At 63.2% G+C, this 20,025-nt stretch carries 16 protein-coding genes; 6 read left to right on the top strand and 10 right to left on the bottom strand.

Annotation, left to right across the window (positions count from 1 at the left end; all coding sequences use genetic code 11):
• Positions 1–55 precede the first annotated feature (55 nt).
• The gene (locus tag HWE01_RS14975; protein ID WP_008325943.1) at positions 56–598 is read right to left on the bottom strand and encodes a YaeQ family protein; all 543 of its coding nucleotides are present in this window, start codon (positions 596–598) and stop codon (positions 56–58) included.
• Positions 599–730: 132 nt separating this feature from the next.
• Here HWE01_RS14975 and HWE01_RS14970 point away from each other — a divergent pair, with 132 nt between their 5' ends.
• The gene (locus HWE01_RS14970; RefSeq protein WP_241822222.1) at positions 731–1,330 is read left to right on the top strand and encodes a DUF1415 domain-containing protein; all 600 of its coding nucleotides are present in this window, start codon (positions 731–733) and stop codon (positions 1,328–1,330) included.
• 335 nt (positions 1,331–1,665) lie between these two features.
• Positions 1,666–2,019, top strand: coding sequence for a hypothetical protein (locus tag HWE01_RS14965; protein WP_241822221.1), 354 nt, complete (start codon positions 1,666–1,668; stop codon positions 2,017–2,019).
• Between the two features lie 89 nt (positions 2,020–2,108).
• Here the strand turns inward: HWE01_RS14965 and cysM are convergent, their stop codons facing one another.
• The gene (cysM, locus tag HWE01_RS14960) at positions 2,109–3,011 is read right to left on the bottom strand and encodes a cysteine synthase CysM (protein WP_008325937.1); all 903 of its coding nucleotides are present in this window, start codon (positions 3,009–3,011) and stop codon (positions 2,109–2,111) included.
• A 185-nt stretch (positions 3,012–3,196) separates the two neighbouring features.
• Entirely contained in the window at positions 3,197–5,167 is a 1,971-nt protein-coding gene (locus HWE01_RS14955; RefSeq protein WP_241822220.1) for an acyltransferase family protein, read from the bottom strand.
• A gap of 105 nt (positions 5,168–5,272) precedes the next feature.
• On the opposite strand from HWE01_RS14955, the gene HWE01_RS14950 reads away from it, so the two are divergent.
• Entirely contained in the window at positions 5,273–6,925 is a 1,653-nt protein-coding gene (locus tag HWE01_RS14950) for an isovaleryl-CoA dehydrogenase (protein WP_241822219.1), read from the top strand.
• 10 nt (positions 6,926–6,935) lie between these two features.
• On the opposite strand, the gene HWE01_RS14945 is transcribed toward HWE01_RS14950, so the two are convergent.
• The gene (locus tag HWE01_RS14945; protein WP_241822218.1) at positions 6,936–8,780 is read right to left on the bottom strand and encodes a hypothetical protein; all 1,845 of its coding nucleotides are present in this window, start codon (positions 8,778–8,780) and stop codon (positions 6,936–6,938) included.
• Positions 8,781–8,983: 203 nt separating this feature from the next.
• Here HWE01_RS14945 and HWE01_RS14940 point away from each other — a divergent pair, with 203 nt between their 5' ends.
• The gene (locus tag HWE01_RS14940) at positions 8,984–9,355 is read left to right on the top strand and encodes a hypothetical protein (RefSeq protein WP_241822217.1); all 372 of its coding nucleotides are present in this window, start codon (positions 8,984–8,986) and stop codon (positions 9,353–9,355) included.
• On the opposite strand, the gene HWE01_RS14935 is transcribed toward HWE01_RS14940, so the two are convergent.
• Positions 9,349–10,179 carry an AraC family transcriptional regulator gene (locus HWE01_RS14935; protein ID WP_034349797.1) on the bottom strand — a complete coding sequence of 277 codons (831 nt, stop codon included), beginning with the start codon at positions 10,177–10,179 and terminating at the stop codon, positions 9,349–9,351. The genes HWE01_RS14940 and HWE01_RS14935 overlap by 7 nt on opposite strands.
• An 88-nt stretch (positions 10,180–10,267) precedes the next feature.
• Between HWE01_RS14935 and HWE01_RS14930 the strand changes: the two genes are divergently transcribed.
• Complete coding sequence (locus tag HWE01_RS14930; RefSeq protein WP_175342728.1) at positions 10,268–11,509, top strand: MFS transporter; 1,242 nt, start codon at positions 10,268–10,270, stop codon at positions 11,507–11,509.
• Positions 11,510–11,613: 104 nt separating this feature from the next.
• On the opposite strand, the gene HWE01_RS14925 is transcribed toward HWE01_RS14930, so the two are convergent.
• On the bottom strand, positions 11,614–12,273 hold the full coding sequence (locus tag HWE01_RS14925) for a PEP-CTERM sorting domain-containing protein (protein ID WP_008325930.1): 660 nt from the start codon (positions 12,271–12,273) through the stop codon (positions 11,614–11,616).
• Positions 12,274–12,397: 124 nt separating this feature from the next.
• Entirely contained in the window at positions 12,398–14,218 is a 1,821-nt protein-coding gene (locus HWE01_RS14920; protein WP_175342726.1) for a methyl-accepting chemotaxis protein, read from the bottom strand.
• A 709-nt stretch (positions 14,219–14,927) separates the two neighbouring features.
• Here HWE01_RS14920 and HWE01_RS14915 point away from each other — a divergent pair.
• Entirely contained in the window at positions 14,928–16,154 is a 1,227-nt protein-coding gene (locus HWE01_RS14915) for a cyclic di-GMP phosphodiesterase (protein ID WP_241822216.1), read from the top strand.
• 37 nt (positions 16,155–16,191) lie between these two features.
• Here the strand turns inward: HWE01_RS14915 and glpK are convergent, their stop codons facing one another.
• From glpK to HWE01_RS14900, 3 genes are all read right to left on the bottom strand, one after another.
• Entirely contained in the window at positions 16,192–17,673 is a 1,482-nt protein-coding gene (gene glpK, locus HWE01_RS14910; protein ID WP_008325925.1) for a glycerol kinase GlpK, read from the bottom strand.
• 211 nt (positions 17,674–17,884) lie between these two features.
• Complete coding sequence (locus HWE01_RS14905; protein WP_034349793.1) at positions 17,885–19,633, bottom strand: ABC transporter substrate-binding protein; 1,749 nt, start codon at positions 19,631–19,633, stop codon at positions 17,885–17,887.
• Positions 19,634–19,739: 106 nt separating this feature from the next.
• Entirely contained in the window at positions 19,740–20,024 is a 285-nt protein-coding gene (locus HWE01_RS14900; protein WP_008325923.1) for a DUF2160 domain-containing protein, read from the bottom strand.
• Position 20,025: the final 1 nt, after the last annotated feature.

The raw sequence follows: 20,025 nt of genomic DNA, 5'->3' as shown, positions 1-20,025 counted from the left end.
CGCGACCGCAAAACTTAGTTTTTAGGTCGCGCCGGATGCCAGACGAAGCAGAGGATCAGGAAAAGTCCTTGATCGTCTGCGGTTCGATCAGCACCATGTTTTCATTGGCGCCCAGCCAGATCTGTCCATCCTGAATCGTGCATTGCAGCTGCATGGTGCGCTGGGCCAGTGCGGCCAGCGCCTGGCTGGCCTCGGCGGGGATGTTGACGACCTTGAGATTCCTGGCGCGGTCGACGCGGCTGCCGGTCTGGTTCCACCAGATGTGGGAGGTGCTGCTGTAGCTGTACACCAGGACCTGTTGCGCGCGGCCACAGGCCTTGAGGATGGCGCGGTCGTCCGGTTGCCCGACCTCGATCCACAGCTCGATGGCACCGGTCAGGTCCTTCTGCCAGAGGTCCGGCTCGTCGGTATCGGACAGCCCCTTGCCGAAGGCCAGCGCCTCGCTGGCATGCAGAGCGAAGGCCAGCACGCGGATCATCATGCGCTCGTCGGTCTCGGAGGGATGGCGGGCGATGGTCAGTGCGTGCTGCTGGTAATAGTGCCGGTCCATGTCGGAGATCTGCAGGTCGGCCTTGAAGATGGTGGATTTGAGCGCCATGGGAATCTGTTCGTGCAAAGGAAAGGCAAGCGCGCGTGGCGGGCCGCCGTCAAAGGTTGGCAAGCATAGCCGATCTGGCGCGGCTGTGGGCGATTGTGGTGAGCTCCTGGTAGTGCGTGCGACAATGCCGCTATGAGCACTTCTTCACCTTCCCCCGCATCCCTTACGTCCTCTCCCGCTGACGCAGAGGTCGTCGCGCTCACGCGCGCCTGGCTGGAACAGGCCGTGATCGGCTTGAACCTGTGTCCGTTTGCCAAGTCTGTCCATGTGAAGGATCAGGTCCGCTACCGCGTCAGCCGGCATCAGGATTGGAATGAACTTTCAGTTGATCTGGAACAAGAACTGAGTTTTCTGGCAAAGGCCGACCCGGAACAGGTCGACACGACCCTCTTCATCATGCCGCTCGCATTAGCCGATTTTGTCGAGTACAACGATTTCCTGGACTGGGCCGATCGCCTGCTGGAAAGAATGGGACTGGAGGGCGAGCTGCAGATTGCCAGCTTCCATCCGGACTACCAGTTTGCCGATGCCGAGGCCGACGATATCGAGAACTACAGCAATCGCTCGCCTTTTCCCATCCTCCATCTGTTGCGAGAAAGCAGCATCGACCGGGCGGTCGCCGCCTACCCCGATGCGGCAGCGATCTTTGAGAAAAACATGGCTACCTTGCGCAATCTGGGCCTAAGTGGCTGGAATATGCTGCCATTTGTCGTATCAAAAGAACAACGCTAGCAAATGGGCAAAAAATCCTGTTAATATCTGTTACAAATTCGAAAATGAGTTTCTGCAACTATTGTGGAATAGAATTTTCTGACTGCATGAAAAATGTGCAATTATTTCTATATAGACATAGAATTATTGTTGTGCTGCTCCAAGCGCACTGGGTCAGAGAACAGAGAATTAGATAAGTGTTGTTTTGAAGCCGTTCTTTGATAGGGCTTTCGATATCTTGCAGAAAAAGGCAACGCCTTCTCGGATAACGTCAGTCGCGTTTTGCAGTTTTACAAACAATTAATGCATAGGCGCACAGCCTTCCACAAACATCTGCATAATGGAACGTCCCGATCATGACTACCCACGATACTGCTGAATCCAACTCGATCTCCGATCAAGTCAACTACGATCCCAACCACCTGCTCGATGCGCTGATCGAAAAGCTGCATCTGAAGAACGATGCGGCCCTGTCCCGCGCGCTGGAAGTGGCGCCGCCGGTGATCAGCAAGATCCGTCACCGTCGCTTGCCGGTGGGCGCATCGCTGCTCATTCGCATGCACGAGGTGAGCGAACTGTCGATTCGTGAACTGCGCGAACTGATGGGCGACCGTCGCGAGAAATTCCGCATCAGCGACAAGCAGTTCAAGCCGAAGCCAGGCGCAGCGCCGGCCGCACCGGCACCGAGCGGCAGCGGCATGCCGGAATGACACGGCCCCGGCTGGGCCACATCCCCACGCCGGACGATATGAAAAACGGAGCCATCGGCTCCGTTTTTCATTGCAACTCACTGCCTCGCTCAGGCCGGGAATACGCCGGTAGAGAGATAGCGATCACCGCGATCGCAGACGATGAAGACGATGGTCGCATTCTCCAGCTGATGCGACAGGCGCACGGCCACCTCGCAGGCGCCCGCAGCCGAAATGCCGCAGAACAGCCCTTCGGTCACGGCCAGCTTGCGCGCCATGTTCTCGGCATCGGCCTGGCTGACCGACTCCACCTGGTCCACGCGCGACCGGTCGAAAATCTTGGGCAGATAGGCTTCCGGCCACTTGCGGATACCGGGGATGGATGAGCCCTCTTCCGGCTGCGCCCCCACGATCTGCACTTGTGCATTCTGCTCCTTCAGATACTGCGACACGCCCATGATGGTGCCGGTGGTGCCCATGGCACTGACGAAGTGGGTAATGCTGCCCTTGGTATCGCGCCAGATTTCGGGACCGGTGGTCTCGTAGTGCGCCAGCGGATTGTCGGGGTTGGCGAACTGGTCGAGGATGAGGCCCTCGCCATTCTTCTGCATCTGCTCGGCCAGGTCGCGGGCGTATTCCATGCCGCCGCTCTTGGGGGTCAGCACGATCCTGGCACCGTAGGCGGCCATGCTCTGGCGCCGTTCTTCGGACAGGTTCTCCGGCATCAGCAACACCATCTTGTAGCCGCGCATGGCCGCCACCATCGCCAGGGCGATGCCGGTATTGCCGCTGGTGGCTTCGATGAGGGTATCGCCCGGCTTGATCTGGCCGCGCGCTTCGGCGCGGGTGATCATCGAATAGGCGGCACGATCCTTGACCGAGCCGGCCGGATTGTTGCCCTCGAGCTTGCCGAGGATGAGGTTGTTGCGGCGCCTGGCTTCTTCGCCGCCGATGCGTGGCAGCTGGATCAGCGGGGTATTGCCGATGGTGGATTCGATGGTCGGATAGGACATCTGCTTGGCTTCCTTGCGCAGCCGTGCGCGGGCACGGGGCGTTCTTTGGTCGAAACGGCCATTCTAATATGACTGCTGCGCATGTGTTGGCGGCGCGACCTAACAAGATCCTTATAAGGATATAGCCAAATCATTTAAAGCATGGCTTGTGACGGAGGGCGATGCCGCCCTCCAGAGCAGCTGTTTCAGCTTGCCGGCGTGGACAGCAGCAGTTGCCGCAGTGCCTCAGCGGCATGATCGGCCAGGTACCGGGCGCCGTATTGGCTCAGATGACCGGCATCGAAATAAAGGATGCGCGGCCCATCGATGACCTTGCAACCATGCTGATCACACAGCGTGGGGAAAGGATCGAAGACGGGGACCTGGAGCCGTTGCAGCAGCGGCAGAAGGCGATCGCGATAATGTTCGTCCATCTGCTCGGCCCTGGCCAGCGGCAGGTTGCAGAAATCGGCCTCGGAGAGGTGAATGCCACGCAGCACACAGGATTTGGGATTGGCGCCATTGGGTGGAGACAGCAGTACCACCACCCGCTTGCCCAACTGGCGGTAGTACAGGATGGTACGTTCCAGGGCGACCGGGAAACCGCTCTGATCGGAGGCGAAGTGCCCCGGCCAGTTCAGCGCCAGGACCACGGTGTGGATGGACGGCGTCTCGCGTGCATACTGCGCCACGCGTTGGGCAATGTCCAGGCAATAGCCGCTGGTGTAATCGATCAGGGATGGACAGCCGCCACGGGCAAACTGGCGGAAGGCCCATTGCGGCTGGGGATTGGTTTCATACAGCCGTGCCAGCATGGGCGCATAGGCCCCGGAGTAACTATCTCCGATGAGCAGCAGTTGCGGTGGCTCGGCACTGACCGGCTCGGCGCACCAGTCACGGGAATGCGCTTGCCCCATCAGGGAGGCGCAAGAAGGATGCGGCAATTCAAATTGGTTCAGCGAGGCCGTCTGCCTGACCTCATCGTTGAACAGCATCGCCAGACCGCCCAACTTGCGGAACGACATGCCGTCACGCTTGACGACAAGCCCGCCCAGAGCCGCCATGAGCAGCATCAACAGCAACAGCATCACCACCGTCTTGCGACCGGATGCACGCAGGCGCACCGGGATTTCCACCAGCCGATAGGTGAGCCAGGCCAGCACCAGTGCCAGCAAGAGCGCGCCCAGACGCACTTGCACCGAAGGCGTCTGCCCCATCAGCAGACGTGCGAAGGCCAGCAGTGGCCAGTGCCACAGATAGAGCGGGTAACTGATCAAGCCCAGCCACACCATGGTCCGCTGCGACAGCAAGCGACGGTTGACGCCGGCCCCAGGTCCGGCGGCCAGCAACAGGAAGGCGCCTGCCACCGGCAGCACGGCCCACCAGCCCGGGAAGCGGTCCTGCTTGGTGATGACGACAAGGGCCACGACGATGAGCAACAAGCCGATGGCCGCGAGCCGGTTGGCCAGGGATTCCCCGAGCGCTGCACTCCTGCTGCGCCAGTAGGCCAGCAAGGCACCTGCGCCCAGTTCCCAGAAACGCGACATCGGCAGGTAGAAAGCGGCGACCGCATCCTGATGAACCGAGACGAGGTTCCACACGAAGGACAGCGCCATGACCGTCAGCAGGATCGCCAGCATGGCGCGCCGACGTTTCCAGGCGGCCCACAGCAGCAGAGGCCAGAACAGGTAGAACTGCTCTTCCACCCCGAGCGACCACAGGTGCAGCAGGGGCTTGGTCTCGGCTGAGGTATCGAAGTAACCGGCCTCGCTCCACAGCACGATGTTGGAGACGAAGCCGGCGCCGCCCAGGACATGCTTGCCCAGTTGTCGATACTCTTGTGGCAGCAGGATGAACCACCCCGCCAGCAGAGAGGCCAGCATCACCAGCAGCAGCGCCGGGAAGATGCGTCTGATGCGCCGGATGTAGAAGTCGATGATGCTGAAGTGACCACGCTGCAGTGCCTCGAACAGGATGCCGCTGATCAGAAAACCGGAAATGACGAAGAAGATGTCCACCCCGACGAATCCCCCCGGCAGACACTCAGGGAAGGCGTGAAACACCACCACGCAGAGCACGGCGATGGCCCGCAGGCCGTCAATGTCGCGACGGTAGGCACCATGACTGGAGGGATGAGGACGGACACCCGCAGGTGTCTGGTGATGGCTGGCAAGCATGAATGCTTCGGGGCAAAGCTGCGTATTATATGGGCATTGCACCGCGCGCAGAACACGCGGGCGGTCTGGCCAGACAACAAGGCTTGCGCTGTTCATGGAGACGACATGCACACCCACGACATCACCAACCAGGTCCCGGACCTGTGCGACTACAACCTCTACCGCAGCGATGCTGCCCTGGTCGAAGCCGTACAGCGCGAAGGCGCACACTGGCACGACTGCACCCTGGCCAGCCAGGGCGAGGCGCTGGGCACGGCCGAGATGAGCGAGCTGGCCGACCTGGCCAATCGCCACGGCCCGGTGCTGCGTACCCATGACCGCACCGGCCATCGTATCGACGTGGTGGATTTCCATCCGGCCTGGCACACGCTGCTGGACCAACTGCGTCGCGCCGGACTGCATGCGCTGCCCTGGGTGCAGCCCGGGGACGGCGCCCACGTGGCACGTGCAGCGGGATACTTCCTGCATGCGCAGGTCGAGGCCGGCTCACTGTGCCCGACCACCATGACCTTTGCCGCCATCCCGGTGTTGCAGCAGGAGCCCGCCCTGTTCGCGCAATTGCGCAGCCGGCTCTTCTCGCGCGAGCACGACGGCCGCGACCTGCCCATGACGCAGAAGCGCTCCATCCTCATCGGCATGGGCATGACCGAGAAACAGGGCGGCTCCGACGTACGCAGCAATACCTCCATCGCCACCCCGGCCGATCCGCTGGATGGCGGACGCGGCAAGGCCTACCTGCTGTGCGGTCACAAGTGGTTTTTCTCGGCACCGATGTGCGATGCGCACCTGATGCTGGCCCGTACCGAGAATGGCCTCTCCTGCTTCTTCGTCCCGCGCTGGCTGCCCGAGGGCAGCCGCAATCCGATACTCATCCAGCGTCTCAAAGACAAGCTCGGCAACCGCTCCAACAGCAGCAGCGAAGTGGAATTCGAAGACGCCATGGGCATCATGGTCGGCGAGGACGGGCGCGGCATTGCGACCATCCTCGAGATGGCCAACCACACGCGCCTGGACTGCATCATCGGCAGTGCCGCGCTGATGCGCCAGGCGCTGGTACAGGCGCTGCACCATGCACGCCACCGCAACGCCTTCGGCCGCCGATTGGCCGAGCAATCCCTCATGCGCACCGTGCTGGCCGACCTGGCCCTGGAGAGCGAGGCCGCCACCCTGCTGATGCTGCGCGTGGCACATGCCTTCGATGCACCGGATGACCCGCTGCAGCGCGCATGGAAGCGCATCATCACGCCCGCAGCCAAGTTCTGGATCTGCAAGCGCGCGCTGGAATTCACCGGCGAATGTATGGAAGTCTGGGGCGGCAACGGCTACGTGGAAACCGGACCGATGGCCCGGCTCTATCGTGAAGCCCCCGTCAATTCGATCTGGGAAGGTTCGGGCAACGTGATGTGCCTGGATGTGCTGCGGGCCATGAGTCGCGAGACCGAAGGCCTGGCACGGTTGCTCATGGAACTGGACGATGCTGCCATGGCCCATCCCGCCCTGGCGCTGCGGGTGCATGCGCTCAAGCAGATGCTGGCGGCAGGCGAAGAAGAACAGCAAGCCGGCGCCAGGCGCCTGGTACAGCAACTGGTACTGGCCTTGCAGGGCATGCTGATGCTGCGTCACGCGCCGGCGGGATCGGCCGAAGCCTTCCTCGCCAGCCGTGCCGACAGCGATGGCGGACGGGTCTACGGCACCCTCAATGGCACCAGCGCAGCCGCGCAGCAGGCCATCCTGCAACGCGCCTGGCCCGAAGCATGAGGGCGCGGTATCAGCCCGGCAGTGACGGCATCAGCGGGCTGCGTTCGGCCCAGGCCACGAAGAGCTTGCCCCGACGCGCGCGCGGGCGACGCTTCTTCATGGCCGAATAAACCAGCTCGGCCAGGGTGCGCTGTTCGGCCGGACTCATGGTCAGCGACATGCGATACATGCGCAGCAGCATCAGGGCATTGTTCATGAAGGCGGTATCGGCAGCATCGCTGCGCGCCAGCGCAGCCATCTGCGCCGCCACGGCCAGGGTGCGCGCGCCCTCGGCGGCGGCTTGCGCGGGTTGACGCGATGCCAGGGGATCCTGTAGGGCGATGCGTTCGAGCACCATGCGGTAGGAAGCCTCCACCTCGCCGGCGCTCTCACCGATGGCGACACCGGCCAGACCGGCCAGCAGTTTTTCCAGTGCGCTCAAACTGACGGCATGACCGCTCCGCCCACCATCGCGCCAGCCGCCCCCGGCGGGATCCACCAGCCAGGCCAGGAAACCATGATCAAGCTGCGTCATCCGGGCCGCACGGCTGGCCAGCAGGCGCCGTGCGATCGCGGCCTCTTCGCTGCTCATGCGAGCGGCATGAGAAGCCAGCTCGGCGACGGCGTCCATGCTGCCGACCTCGCTCGTGGCGCTCGCCTGGCCGGTGGCAGAAAGGCCGGCATCGGCACGCCAGCGGCGATAGGCCGCCAGGTCGTGTGCCAGCGCGTCAATCTCTTCCAGTGCCATCGCGTGCGTCTGCGCATAGGCGTAGGCCTCGGCCAACAGGCGTCGATCTCCATAGGCAAGGAAGTCGCGCGCACTGGTCCCCGTTGCGGCACGGCGTACCGGAGCCGGTTCATCCTCACGGCGCGCAATGCCGAAGACACGTTGCAACAGCATCAGGTAAGCGCTGTCCTGTGCAGCGTGGGCACTGTTGCTGACCTGCAGCAGATCGGCCAGGCGCGGAGCCGCAGCGATCAGTTCGGCCAGCGACGGTCCCAGGCGCGGCAGCAACAGGCCCCGGATCACACCACCGGCCAGCGCCAGCGGCCCCAGCGGCAGCACCAGAGTTTCCAGCATGCGTGCCAGTTCGGCCTGTTGCTGCGGCGGCAGTGCGGCCGGCGCAGACGGTGACGCCAACTGGTAGAGATCGAGATATTGCTGCAGCAGTTGCGCGTAGTTGTCCGGATAGGCAGTCTGCTCCAATGCAGACAAGCTCGCATGGAACACCAGCGCCGCCGTGATGACCGGCTGCCAGTCACCACTCTCCAGCGCGCGCTGGAATACCGGTGCCCAGAACTTCTGGTCCAGGACAGTGCGCTGGTTGGCGGCCGCGTAACGTTCATTGATGGTGTAGGCCCCGCTGTCGTCATAGACGATGGCCGAGAGATCAGCGCGCGACTTGTCTGCAAACGGATTGTCGGCGCGTCCATACAAGGACTCGGTGGCCTGCTGCGCCTGGCGCAGACGTTGCGGATCGTCCGAGGGCGGCAGCTCGGCATCGGCTGCGGCAATCGCCTCGGCGCCACGGCGTGCCGCCACCAGGCGCGCTTCAATGGCAAAGAGCGTGTCGCGTGTGATGGGGCGCACCGCGTCGATGACGGACTTGGTAACAGCCTGCGACGAACTGTCCTGGACCGCTTCGGTGGAATCCACCGCCGCCGTGGTCACGCTCTCGACCGCCGTGGCCAGGGCGGCCATGAGCTTGCCCTGGGCCGACAGCGAGAGCGTTACGCCTTCTTCCGGCAAGACGGTCGCCGCCGCAGCAGGCGTGGGCGCAGGCGCCAAGGCCGTGTCATTGCGTGGCTGGTTCTGCTGGTTCAGTTGCGCGAGCGCTTCACGCGCCATGATGACCAGATCGGTTTCCATTGCCATGTTCACTCTCCTGGTTCGGAGTTCTCATGACTTGGTTACGGTAAAAGATCGTCAATCTTTACACTTGCAAACCGGCATCATCCAGGCGGGACGCGGCGTCTCGGGCGATGACGGCCCGTCGCGATGAGACCGGCGGCTCAGGATTTCTCCGATGCGCGTGGCCGCGTACAAACGCTACAGTGGTCTGCATCGAGGAGAATCCCATGAACAAGACCCATGCCCTCATCGCGCTGCTGGCGCTGATGCTGACCTGGCAAGCTGCGCGCAGTGAACGTGCCGTGGCCGCCAATGCCGGTGCACTGGACATCTCGGTCGTGGTCGCCGAGAAATGCCGGATCGATTTTTCCGAAGGCAGCGCCGACTTCTTCCAGGTTTGTTCCATTGGTCAGAGCAGCACCACTGAGCGCAGCCAGCAGGTCATGGGCGCCAACACCGCCCTGTCGCCGCAGGATGATCCCTACTTCCTGGAGCGAGACCCCGAGCGTCCCGGGCAGGTCGCCCGCGTCGGCGACGACCCGCCCTCCGCCGACGCGGCCGGGCGGCGTGGTCCCAAGGTCGTCGTCATCCCTTACTGAGATCGCGCTGCCAGCGTGATGCGACGCTTGTCCTGGCGTGGCTGGAAATGCGTGGGCGTGCTGTGCAATGCCTTGCGGAACATGTTGGAAAATGCGCTCTGGCTGCGATACCCCAGCGCCTGTGCCACCACCCCCACGGCATCGCCGCGTGCCAGGCGCACCAGGGCCTGACTCAGATGCACTTGTTGTACCCAGTGGCGGAACTGCAAACCCGTTTCCTTCGGGAAGAGCCGGATCACGGTGCGCACACTGGCGCCCCCCATCCCTGCCCAGTCCGCCAGGGAGAACTGCCGCCCCGGATCGGCCAGGATGGCTTCGCAGATGGCCTGCAGGCGGCGGTCGCGCGGCCACGGGATGGCCACCGGAATGGCGGGCGCGCGCGCCAGTTCCGACAGGATCAGTTCAGCCACATGGCCGGCGCGGCTGTGGGGCGCATACTCGCGCGGTTCGGCCAGCAGCGCCAGGATCAACTCGCGCAGCAGGACCGACACTTCCAGCAGGCGACATTGCCCGCCCAGCGCGCGCCCCTGGACCTGGTCGATGTAGAGCGTGCGCATGCTGACCCGGGTGAGCATCAGGATCTCGTGCTCCACCTGCGGCGGTACCCACAGCGCCCGTTGCGGTGGCACCAGCCACACGCCTTGCGGGGTACGCACCTGCATCACCCCCTCCACCGCATAGAGCAACTGGCCGCGCCGGTGCGAATGCGCCGTCAACAGATCCCGCGCCGACAGTTCGCGGGCAAACGCCACGACGCTGCTGGGCAGGTGCTGGAACGCATCCACTTCGGCACTGGGACACACGGAGGTCAGGTGGGCACGCATGGCATTTAATCGACAACAAGTGTCATCATCATCAATAGATGCCAATGATACGCTTCGAGTCTTCTTCCTGCATGCCATTCCCGACACCATGACCAGTGCCACCGACTCCAACGCCACCGCGCCCGCCAGCGCGACGGCCTCCGCCAATTCTCCTGCGGCCATTGCCGCCCAGCCGCTGGTGATGAGCATCATCCTGGCCTGCGGCGGCGCGCACCTGATCAATGACATGATCCAGGCGCTGCTGCCCTCGATCTATCCCATGCTCAAGACCGGCTACGGCCTCAGCTTCACTCAGGTCGGGTTGATCACGCTGACCTTCCAGGTCACGGCCTCTCTGCTGCAACCCTGGATCGGCATGTATACCGACCGCCATCCGCAGCCCTGGCTGCTGCCCAGCGGCGCCGTGGCGACCCTGAGCGGCATCGTGCTGCTGGCGCTGGCCGGCAGCTTCGGCGCCTTCCTGCTGGCCGCAGCGCTGATCGGCATCGGCTCTTCCACCTTCCATCCGGAAGCCTCGCGCATCGCCCGCATGGCCTCGGGCGGTCGCTTCGGTCTGGCGCAATCGACCTTCCAGGTCGGTGGCAACGCCGGCTCGGCCTTCGGTCCGCTGCTGGCCGCAGCCATCGTGGTGCCATATGGCCAGGGCAATGTGGCCTGGTTCGTCTTGCTGTCGGTGCTGGCCATCGTGGTGCTGTCGCGGGTATCGCGCTGGTATCGCGGCCATCTCGCGGCCAACAAGGGCAAGGCCAGGGCGCGCGTGGCGCAGACGCTGCCGGCCGCTACCGTGCGCCGGGCGCTGGTGGTGCTGGCGCTGCTGGTGTTCTCCAAATACTTCTACATGGCCAGCTTCACCAGTTACTTCACCTTCTATCTGATCGAACGCTTCCACATGTCGGTGGCCTCTTCCCAGTTGTACCTGTTCCTGTTCCTGGGGGCGGTGGCGGTGGGCACCTTCGTTGGTGGTCCGATTGGCGACCGCATCGGCCGCAAGCTGGTGATCTGGATCTCGATCCTGGGCGCCGCCCCCTTCGCTCTGATGCTGCCGCATGCCAACCTGTTCTGGACAGCCGTGCTGTCGGTGGTGATCGGCCTGGTCATCTCCTCGGCCTTTGCCGCCATCGTGGTCTATGCCCAGGAGCTGGTACCGGGCAAAGTGGGCATGATCGCCGGCGTATTCTTCGGCCTCATGTTCGGCTTCGGCGGTATCGGTGCCGCCCTGCTGGGCCACCTGGCCGATCTGTACGGTATCGCCTGGGTTTACGGCCTGTGTGCCTTCCTGCCGCTGGCGGGCGTGCTGACGGTATTCCTGCCGGATGTGCGTGAGCGCTGAGCTTCACTTATCACCTGATACACAAGAATAAAAAAACGCGCTGGCCTGCAAGCCAGCGCGTTTTTCTTCATATAGCGCACCTGGCGGCGCAGCCCGGCTTCGGCTCAGGCCGTTACCAGCGGCGCGGCTGCAGCCAGCTTGCTGCGACGGCGCCAGGCCATCCAGCCCACCATGCCCAGACCGGCCAGCAACATGGCGTAGGTCGATGGTTCCGGGACCGGCGCGACGCTGCGCAGCGAGGCGTTGGAAGTGAACAGGGTGACGTTGGAGAACGCCGGCACCTGGCCGCCGTTGTTGTTCCAGTTGATGGCAAAGGTGCCACTCTGGGTCTGGCCGGCCGTCAGCACCAGATTGTCGAAAAGGAAGGAGCCCGTGGCATTGCCGGCGTGAATGCCCAGCACCAGATCCATCTGCAGGCTTTTGCTGGAGGTAATGCTCCAGGTGCCGGACTTGCTGCCGTTGGCCAGACTGAAACTGAGCGTCAGATTGGAACCCAGCACTGAATTGGTGGAGCCCGAGAGTGCACCGGTGGAATCGATCTTGCCCAGCAGGTTCCAGCTACCGCCGCCGAAGGAGCTGCTGAACAGGGAGCTGTCACCGTTGGGGCCGGCCTGCGCATTGCCGCTCGCCCAGACGAAATTGTTGGCCTTCTGTCCGTCCAGGGTCACGTCATTGACGCCGGCACTGCCTGCGCCAGCACCACCGGGGGCAGCGACCGCGATTGAACTGGCTACCAGAAGGATGGCTGCAATCAGGGTTTTCATGGGTTCCTCTTTGTTGTCGAATTGATATCTCTTTGGATCTGATTTTAATCAAACGACAACAAAAAGTTGAGCAAATTTTACAACTTGTTGTTATTTAGATCACAAATTCTTGCTGTTGTGAAATTCATTGCCGCACAGTATCGCGCAAGCGGAACAAGGCCACGATTTCCGCCAGCCGCGCCGCCTGCTCCTGCAACTGCTGGGCTCCGGCGGCGGCCTCTTCCACCAGCGCGGCATTCTGCTGGGTGGCCTGGTCCATATGGGCCACGGCGTCATTGGTCTGCTGGATGCCCTGGCTCTGCTCGCGGCTGGCCGAGCTGATCTCGGCGACTACGTCGCTGACCTTGCGCACGCTCTCGACCACGCTGCGGATGGTGCTGCCGGCATCACTGACGGTCTGCTCACCGGCACGCACCTGTTCCACCGAATCGCCGATGAGGACCTTGATCTCCTTGGCTGCGGTGGCCGAGCGCTGGGCCAGCGAGCGCACTTCCGAGGCCACCACCGCAAACCCGCGCCCCTGTTCGCCGGCGCGCGCCGCTTCCACGGCAGCATTCAAGGCCAGGATATTGGTCTGGAAGGCGATGCCGTCGATCACGCTGATGATGTCCACGATCTTCTGCGAGGACGCATTGATGGCATTCATGGTCTGCACCACCTGCTCCACCATGGCACCTCCGCGTCCGGCGATCTCGGAGGCCGACTGCGACAGCTGGTTGGCCTGCTGGGCGTTGTCGGCGTTGTGGCGCACGCTGGAGGTCAGCTGCTCCATGGCAGCCGCGGTCTGTTCCAGGGAACTGGCCTGGGACTCGGTGCGCTGCGACAGGTCCATGTTGCCGCTGGCGATATCGCGCGTGGCGGCATGGATGGTATGGCTGGCTTGGCGGATGTCGAGCATGACATGCTCCACCTTGTCGACGAAGCGATTGAAGGCCGCGCTGATGCGGCCCAGCTCGTCGGCGCTGCCATGGGTGTCGAGACGACGGGTCAGGTCGCCATCGCCGTCGGCGATTTCTTCCAGTGCGCGCTGCACCACCGACAGCCGCCGCAACATGCGCGAAACCAGCGCACCCAGCACCAGGGCGGCCAGGATGGTCACCAGCACGGCCATGACGCCGGAACTGGCCAGCATGGCCGAGAGCGAGGCCAGCGCATCGGCGCGGTCCACGGCCACCACCAGCAACCAGTCGGTCCCGGCCACACGGGCGGCATAGAGCATCTGGCGGCGGCCATCCAGGCTCAGGTCCAGATGGCTGTTGGCGGCCATGGCCGCGGTCAGCGATTGCGGGGTGATGGCAGCATCCAGGTCCGACAAGGGTTTCAGACGCAGCTTGTCATTCGGGTGGGCGATGATCTTGCCGCCCAGATCGACCAGGAAGGCATAGCTGTTGGGCGTGGGCTTGATGGCCACCACGTCGGCCACGACACTGTCGAGCAGCACGTCGGCGGCGGCCACGGCGCTGACCTGACCGTCCTTGCTGACGGCTTCGGCGAAGGTTACCAGCAGCTTGCCGGTACTGGCGCTGGTGTAGGGGGCCGTCAGCACCGGCCCCTTGCTGGAGGCCGCCAGCTGGTACCAGGGCCGCTTGGTCGGATCGTAGTCCGGCGCGCGGCTGCGCTGCTGCGAGAACACCGTGCGCTTGTCGGCATAGCCCAGATAGGCCAGATCGAAGCCGCCGGCGGTCTCGGCCGCCTTCACGAAGGGCAGCGGCTCGGCGGCGTCGGCGGATTGCTTGATGGAGGACACCACCAGCTTCCTGGCATCGGCCCACTCGGCGATGGCCGATGCCTGGCTCTGGGCCAGCTGGGACATCTGGCCGTCCAGCGCGACCATGGTGCGCGAGCGTGCCGTGAGGAAGTTGGTCAGGACGATGGCCAGCATGGCCAGCACGACAATGCCCGCACAAAGGGCGATGAGTCGGGTACGCAGCGAGGAAGAAGTCATGATGTGAGGATCTGGAAAAACTGTGGATGATCGTGCAAACGCCCGCGCCGGCTGCGGCAAAGCGGCAGCCGGACCTGAAGGCAGGATGGAATGTCGTTATGACCCCGGTCTGACCGGAGTGCAGGGAATGGCCCCGTCCACCATCACGAGCCCGGCCCCTGCCGTGACTCGCCCCATTCTGATGCGACTGGACGCCATGTCCGGATCGTTCCCCCGTTGTAGTCATGCGATCCGATTGCTTGCAAGCGTAACAGCGGGCGCACCGGGAATTTCACAAATTCATGCAGTTCTTGGCAAAGCCATATGAAGTGATGCGCGCATGCCACGTTGCCCGCCGGGAAGCCTCGTCAGCAGACCACTTCAGGGCCGCTGCAAAGTTTTCTCCGGTTTTAAGTCTGGCTTAATTTTCGGGGCCTAGAGTAGCCACATCGAGACCTCCTCTTTCCCCTTGTCCGCTGCGACGACATCCAGCGGATCTTTCAGCCCGTCCTTCCCCGGACGGGCTTTTTTTCGTCCGGGCCGGCACCGGCGGCCAGGCGACCGGGCCCGTCAATGGCATGGCAACGAGCAGAATCTTTCACATATGCTCAGGCATATGAGATGATTAACTACCGGCAATCCTGTCCGCGACGCCCTCGGCGCTCCACCGCCCGTGGTCAGGGATGCCAAGCCAACCCGTTCCCCGGTCAGCCGGAAAGATGTACGAGAAATGTTGAAAAAAATTAAAACGGAGGATCTGGTCCTCGGAATGTATTTCTGCGGCTTTGAAGCAGCCTGGCTGGATCATCCGTTCTGGAAGAACAAATTCCTGCTCAAGAATGAGGCCGACCTCAAGCAGGCCCATGCCAGCGGCATCGCCCATTGCTGGATCGATCCCGAGCGCGGCCTGGATGTCACCGAGCCGGCCGCCCAGGCGGACCAGACCGATGATGCAGGGCAAGCCCCGGTGCAGGTCGAGCCCCTGGCGGAACTGCCCCCGGGTCCCGACATCGACACCACCCTGCTGGACGCCATGGCCCTGCGCGAGAACGCCAAGAAGGCGACCAAGGCCATGTTCAGCGAAGCACGGCTGGGCAAGGCGCTGGACATGGAGCGCTGCGTCTCGGTGGTGGAAGAAATTACCGGCGCCGTCCTGCAAAGCCCCAACGGTACGCTCAGCGTGCTGCGCCTGAAACTGGCCGATGAATATACCTACCTGCACTCGGTGGCGGTATGCGCCCTGATGGTGGCCCTGGGGCGCACCCTGGGCCTGGACGAGAAGGCCTGCCGCGAAGCCGGCCTGGGCGGCTTCCTGCACGACGTGGGCAAGGCCTTCCTGTCGCATGAACTGCTCAACAAGCCCGGCAGGCTGACCGAGGAAGAATTCACCCAGATCAAGAAGCATCCCGAACTGGGCTACAAATACCTGAGCCAGGACCCCAACGTGCCCGACTATGCGCGCGATGTCTGCCTGCACCATCACGAAAAGATGGATGGTCAAGGCTATCCGGAGTCACTGCGCAGTGGTCAGATCAGCCTGTATGCGCGCATGGCCGCCATCTGCGACGTCTACGATGCGCTCACCTCGGACCGCCCCTACAAACGCGCCTGGGACCCGGCCGAAGCCATTTCGAGCATGGCTTCCTGGACCGGTCACTTCGACCGCGCCATGTTCCTGGCCTTCGTCAAGACGCTGGGCATCTATCCGGTCGGCTCCATCGTCAAGCTGGAATCGGGCCGTTCCGGGTTCGTGATCCGGCAGAACGCCCAGGACCTCACGCGACCGGTGTTGAAGGTGTTCCGCTACAACGACGACATGGAAATGAGCGACACCGAGATCCTCGACCTGATGGCCACGCCCGACGCCGACACCATCGTCGCCCGTGGCGGCGAAGAGTGGGCGCGCCTGAGCCACCTGGACACCATGCAGCTGCTCAGTACCGGCACGCCGGACTGAGGCGCCATGACGCCGGGTCGCCCCGGCCGTGCCGCTCTCAAGCTGCGCTGACCTGGCGGATTGCCGCTTCCCAGGCGTGGATGCGCTCCTGTGCCTGTTCGCGCGTGAAACGCGGTTCGAACGTACGCTCCATGCGCCACTGGGCAGACAACTCGGACAGATCACGATAGACACCGGTAGCCACGCCGGCCAGATAGGCCGCACCCAGCGCGGTGGTCTCGGTCACCTGCGGACGGATCACCGGGATGCCCAGCAGGTCGGCCTGGAATTGCAGCAGCAGGTTGTTGGCGGCCGCACCGCCATCGACCCGCAATTCGGTAATCGGCGAGACCGCATCCTTGACCATCGCATTGAGCAAGGCCGTGCTCTGGAAGGCAATCGATTCCAGCGCCGCGCGGGCGATGTGGGCCACCGTGCTGCCCCGGCTCAAACCGACGATGGCGCCCTTGGCACCGGGATTCCAGTATGGCGCACCCAGCCCCGTGAAGGACGGCACGAACACCACCCCACCCGAATCTTCCACCGTGCAGGCCAGTGCCTCGACGTCGGTGGAAGTCTTGATGGCCTTCAAGCCATCGCGCAGCCACTGCACCACGGCGCCGCCGATGAAGACACTGCCTTCGAGCGCATATTGTTTGCGTTCATCGACCTGGCAGGCAGCGGTACTGATGAGACCATTGTGGGAGGTGGCGCACTGGTCACCCGTATGCAGCAGCATGAAGCAGCCGGTACCGTAGGTATTCTTGGCCATGCCGGGACGCACGCAAGCCTGGCCGAACAGGGCCGACTGCTGGTCGCCGGCGATGCCGCCGATTCTGACCGCCGCGCCCAGATGCCGGGCATCGACTTCGCCATAGATGTGCGCCGAGGCATGCACCTGCGGCAGCATGGCCGCAGGGATGTCCAGCCATTGCAGCAATTCCTCATCCCAGGCGCCGGTGTGGATATTCCACAGCATGGTGCGCGAGGCATTGGAGACATCGCTCACGTGCAGGCGGCCACCGGTGAGGTTCCAGACCAGCCAGGAATCGACGGTGCCAAACAGCAGTTCGCCCCGTTCGGCGCGCGCACGCAGGCCGTCGACGTTGTCGAGGATCCAGCGCAGCTTGGTCCCGGAAAAATAAGGATCGAGCACCAGCCCGGTCTTCTTCTGGATGGCCTCGCCCAAGCCACGTTCACGCAAGGCCGCGCACACCACTTCGGCGCGACGGTCCTGCCAGACCACGGCGTTGTAGACCGGCTTGCCGGTGGCGCGCTCCCACACCACGGTGGTCTCGCGTTGATTGGTGATGCCCAGGGCCGTCAGTTCTTCGGCCTTGATGCCGCTTTGCGCCAGCACCTTCTGCGCCGTCTGCAACTGGCTCTGCCACAGGTCCATGGGGTCGTGCTCGACCCAGCCCGGTTGCGGGAAGATCTGCGGAAATTCCTGCTGGGCGGTGGCGACGATGGCACCACTCTGGTCGAAGATGATGCTGCGCGAGCTGGAGGTACCCTGATCGAGGGCGAGCAGATAGGCCATGATGATTCCTTGCAGACGACTGAAATACTAAGGTTTGAAAATGGAATAACACATTCCTGCGGGCCGCAACCGCAATCCACAGGCGGTCAATCTAGGAAGAGACTAAGGTTCAACCCAAAACCAAGTCAACATGCTACCCATCAAAGTGAAGACGCCATCCCGACACCGGCCGGGATGGCGTCATCTCACGCGTGATGGCGATCAGGCTGCATCAGCGGACGCGGCCATCCTTCCAGGCTTGCAGCAGCTTGTCGTAAGGGATGGTCTCACCCTTCGGCTTTTCGTTGGCCAGCTTGGCCCACGGTGCGCCCTTGTCGGACAGCCAGGTGGCCGGATCCTTCTTCGGATTGAGCTTGGGCGCGCAATGCTTCATGCCGGCGCGCTGCAGGCGGGCCATGATACCGTCCATTTCATCGGCCAGGTTGTCCATCGCCCCTTGCGGTGTCTTCTCGCCGGAGATGGCCGAGGAGATGTTCTTCCACCACAGCTGCGCCATCTTCGGATAGTCAGGCACGTTGGTCCCGGTCGGGGTCCACGCCACCCGTGCCGGGCTGCGGTAGAACTCGATGAGGCCACCGTACTTGGCGGCGTTCTTGGTGAAGTAGTCGGAACGGATGTCGGAGTCACGAATGAAGGTCACGCCGACGATGGACTTCTTCAGCGAGACGGTCTTGGAAGTCGTGAACTGCGCGTACAGCCAGGCGGCGGCCATCTGGTCCGGCGGGGTGCTCTTGAGGAAGGTCCAGGAACCGACGTCCTGATAACCGTTCTGCATGCCATCCTTCCAGTACGGACCGTGCGGGCCGGGCGCCATGCGCCACTTGGGCGAACCGTCGGCGTTGACCACCGGCAGGCCCTGCTTGGTCATGCTGGCGGTGAAGGCGCTGTACCAGAAGATCTGCTGCGCGATGTGTCCCTGGGCAGGCACCGGGCCGGCTTCGGAGAAGGTCATGCCCAGCGCTTCGGGCGGTGCGTACTTCTTCATCCAGTCCAGGTACTTGGTCAGGGCGTAGACTGCCGCCGGCGAGTTGGTGGCACCGCCGCGCGAGACCGATGCGCCCACCGGGGTGCACTTGTCATCGGCCACGCGGATACCCCATTCATCGACCGGCAAGCCGTTGGGCAGGCCCTTGTCGGCAGCACCGGCCATGGACAGCCAGGCATCGGTGAAACGCCAGCCCAGCGAGGGATCCTTCTTGCCGTAGTCCATGTGACCGAAGACCTTCTTGCCATCGAGTTCCTTGACATCGTTGGTGAAGAAGTCGGCGATATCTTCATAGGCTGACCAGTTCTGCGGCACGCCCAGTTCATAGCCGTACTTGGCCTTGAACTTGTCCTGCAGATCCTTGCGGGCGAACCAGTCGGCACGGAACCAGTAGAGGTTGGCGAACTGCTGGTCGGGCAGCTGGTAGAGCTTGCCATCCGGTGCGGTGGTGAAGCTGGTGCCGATGAAGTCCTTCAGGTCCAGACCGGGGTTGGTGTATTCCTTGCCGGGGCCGGCCATGTAGTCGCTCAGCACCACGGTCTGACCGTTGCGGTAGTGGGTGCCGATCAGGTCGGAGTCGTTGACCCAGCCGTCATAGATGGACTTGCCCGATTGCAGCGAGGTCTGCATCTTCTCGACCACGTCGCCTTCCTGGATCACGTCGTGAATGACCTTGATCCCGGTAATGTCCTCGAAGGCCTTGGCCAGGGTCTTGGATTCGTAGGCGTGGGTATCCAGGGTTTCGGAGACCACGTGGATCTCCTTGACACCCTTGGCCTTGAGCTTGGCGGCCGCGTCGATGAACCATTGCATCTCGCTGACCTGCTGCTTGCGCGACAGGGTGCTGGGCTGGAATTCGGTGTCCACCCATTTCTCGGCGGCCTTGATGTCGGCCCAGGCATTGCCCGCGATACCGGCCATCGCCATGGCGGCGACCAGCACGGTCAGTTTGATTTTCCGCATGTTCTGCATCATGTCTCCTCGTCACCTTCCCCTGAATTGGCGTGCCGGGTAGGGAAGGAGAATCCCCGGACGTCCGTTCTAGTCTGTCAGATGTTGCGTATCACCTCGGGACAGGCCGCTACCCCTTGCGCATGATCAGCGCCAGCGCCACGAACCCCAGCGCTACCGCATACCACTGGTCCAGGTCGGTCAGTCCGACCCAGGCCAGGTTGATGTAGGCCGCCGTCAGCAATCCGATGAACAGCCGGTCACCGCGCGTGGTACGCATGGGCAGGAAGCCCTTGCGCTCGATGGTCGGAGAGCGCAGCTCCCACACCGTCATGCCCACCAGCATCAATGCCACGCACACGAAAAAGATCGCCACCGGCAGCGTCCACGACATCCACGAAAAAGCATTTCCCATG

The organism is Herbaspirillum sp. C7C8 (assembly GCF_022627875.1).
In the GTDB taxonomy this organism is placed as follows: Bacteria; Pseudomonadota; Gammaproteobacteria; order Burkholderiales; family Burkholderiaceae_D; genus Herbaspirillum.
This window is presented reverse-complemented; position numbering and strand designations above follow the sequence as displayed.